Here is a 1,209-nt window from a genome sequence, read left to right as displayed (position 1 = left end):
GTGTGGGGCGCCACAGCCCACCCGCACCACTTCCCGGACATCCTTTGCCCTTCCAGCCGACGCCAGCCCCATCTCCGGCCCACCCGAACGGAGCTCACCTCCGGGCCGAGCGTTGCCAGAGGGCGGGCCAGCCGCCCCGGCCGAGCCAAGCGGTCGGGACGCGGAGGCCGTCCGAGGCGACCCGCGCCCAGAAGACCTCCAGGTCCGCGCCCAGTTCCACGGCGCCTGGGAACGCCCTCTGCCATGGCCCGTCCGGGTCCGCCAGGCTCGAACGCGGAAAGCCGGGCACGGACACCTCGCCGGGAGCGGTCACCGCGACGGTCGGCGGCCCGTCCGCGCGGCCGGTGACCGCGATGACGAGCGCGCACAGGACCGCCGTGTCGGCGTCGCGCGCGACGCGGTACGCGAGCACCGGGTCGTCGGCGTGGGCCAGTTGGCCGAGCGTCGCCCGGACGCGCCGGGCCACCAGCTCCATCGTCCGGGCGGGCGCGATCGCCTCGTGCCGGGCGAGCGCGCGCAGGGAGCCCGGCAGCGGCGCGTCGGCCAGGAGAAGGTCCAGGTGATCGTGGCGGGCGCGCAGGGCCGGGTCCAGCGCGTCCAGCGCACGGGCGAGCGGCCGGACGCCGGTGGCCGCCCACAGCGCTGCCGGTCCTGCCGCGGACAGGCCGAGGCGGCACGCATGCGCCAACTGCTCCGGGGAGACACGGCGCAGCGCCGTCACGACCGCGGCACCCGCCCCACCTCCGCCAACGACCACGGCCGTCCCGCCGGCCCCGGTCCCTGCGGTTCCCGTCCCTGCGGTGCCGGTTCCGGTGGTGCCCGTTGCGGTGGCTTGCGTTCTGGGGGCGTGAGTTTCTGCGGTGCTCGTGTCGGTGGTGGGCGTTGCTGTGGTGGGCGTCCCCGTGCGGAGCGGCTTGGCGTTGTCCGGCATCGCTGAGGAGCGGCCGGTGATGGTGGTGTTGGTCGAGTGTGAGGTGATCAGTTCTGTGTTGGTGGGTTGTGTGCCGGTCGGCCGGGTCCTGCCTTTGCCGGCGGGGCCGGTGGGTGGGGCGGTCAGGGTGCTCAGGGTGGCCAAGGCGGTCGCGGTGTCGTCCCTGATCATCGCCTCATGGGCCAGGCCCGACAGCGGGGTGCGGAGCTCCAGGAACGTGCGGTTCGCGCGCCGCCGTGGTGACGGGCCGGGCCTGTCGCGTTCGATGGGGTCGGGGT

At 75.3% G+C, this 1,209-nt stretch carries 1 protein-coding gene; it reads right to left on the bottom strand.

Features of this window, described 5'->3' with window-relative positions:
- Positions 1–94: 94 nt before the first annotated feature.
- The gene (locus C1J01_RS48145) at positions 95–721 is read right to left on the bottom strand and encodes a hypothetical protein (RefSeq protein WP_111185834.1); all 627 of its coding nucleotides are present in this window, start codon (positions 719–721) and stop codon (positions 95–97) included.
- Positions 722–1,209: the final 488 nt, after the last annotated feature.

This window comes from Nonomuraea aridisoli (assembly GCF_003236395.1).
Lineage (GTDB): Bacteria > Actinomycetota > Actinomycetes > Streptosporangiales > Streptosporangiaceae > Nonomuraea > Nonomuraea aridisoli.
This window is presented reverse-complemented; position numbering and strand designations above follow the sequence as displayed.